This window comes from Pseudovibrio sp. Ad37 (assembly GCF_001623075.1).
Lineage (GTDB): Bacteria > Pseudomonadota > Alphaproteobacteria > Rhizobiales > Stappiaceae > Pseudovibrio.
In genome coordinates this window covers 1-1,012 of the sequence record NZ_LMCF01000179.1, presented here as the reverse complement: position 1 = coordinate 1,012, position 1,012 = coordinate 1, and the positions used below count along the sequence as shown (strand labels likewise).

The following is a 1,012-nucleotide window of genomic DNA, read 5'->3' as shown; positions in this document are numbered from 1 at the left end:
GGGAACGGCCAGACCCTCGTGCCGGGCATGCCCGTCGAAGGCTTCATCCAAACCGGCGAACGCACCGTCCTCTCCTACTTCATAAAACCCATGCAAGACCAAATCGCCCATGCGCTCAAGGAGAAGTGAAGAGAAACGACATTAAATAAGCAAATCAACCATTGCCTACTGCAAACTGGTGTCTCAGCACCTATAGGTGATGGTCGATTTTCTTGGCTTAAATGGGGTGCCACTCACACTCTAAGCCTGAAGAGAATACCAGCAATCAGAAATAGTAGGAGTAAAAGAACAGCGTGGCTCTGACGCGTAGGTGAATGTCCGGTAATGGGATGGACCGCCTGCTCCCCTAAGGCGCAGGCTCTATAGTGATCCTGTTCTCATGAAACCGGAGCAGTCCCATGACCACAGAACTTCTTTCCGTCGGCATCGACATTGGCAAAGATACATTGCACATCGTTGGGTTCAATGATGATGGTAGCTACGCTTTTCGGAAAAAGATCAAGCGTCTGGCCCTCGTGGCCACGTTCGAGAAGTTGCCGCGCTGTACTGTGGGCATGGAAGCGTGCATGAGTGCGCATTTTGTCAGCCGAACATTGCGCAAACTGGGGTTTGATCCGCGTATCATCGCCGCCAAATACACCAAGCCCTTCGTCAAAGGCCAGAAGAACGATTACAACGATGCTGAAGCTGTGGCAGAGGCCGTGCTGCGGCCTAATTTGAATTACGTGCAGGAAAAGAGCCAGGATCAGCTCGATCTGCAAGCTCTGCACCGGGTTCGGTCCCGATTGGTCTCGCGTCGTACCGCCACCATCAACCAGATCCGGGCCTTCCTGTTAGAGCAAGGAATTGCTGTGCGCGCGGGCAGCAGCAGTTTGAGAAACTCTTTGTTCGCCATTCTCGACAATCGCGCCAATGAGATTTCTCCGCGTATGCACGACATACTGATCGGCCTTTATGAAGACTGGCTGTGGCTAGACGAACGCATTGATGCGACCAGTACCGAGATCGAACA

Annotated in this window: 1 protein-coding gene and 1 pseudogene; both read left to right on the top strand. The window is 52.7% G+C overall.

What is annotated here, in order from left to right; translation table 11 throughout:
* Positions 1-129: pseudogene (locus PsAD37_RS29255) on the top strand (HlyD family type I secretion periplasmic adaptor subunit); the annotation flags it as partial.
* 269 nt (positions 130-398) lie between these two features.
* Positions 399-1,012 (top strand): IS110 family transposase (locus tag PsAD37_RS20690; protein ID WP_153039822.1); only part of this gene is annotated, 614 nt, incomplete at its 3' end.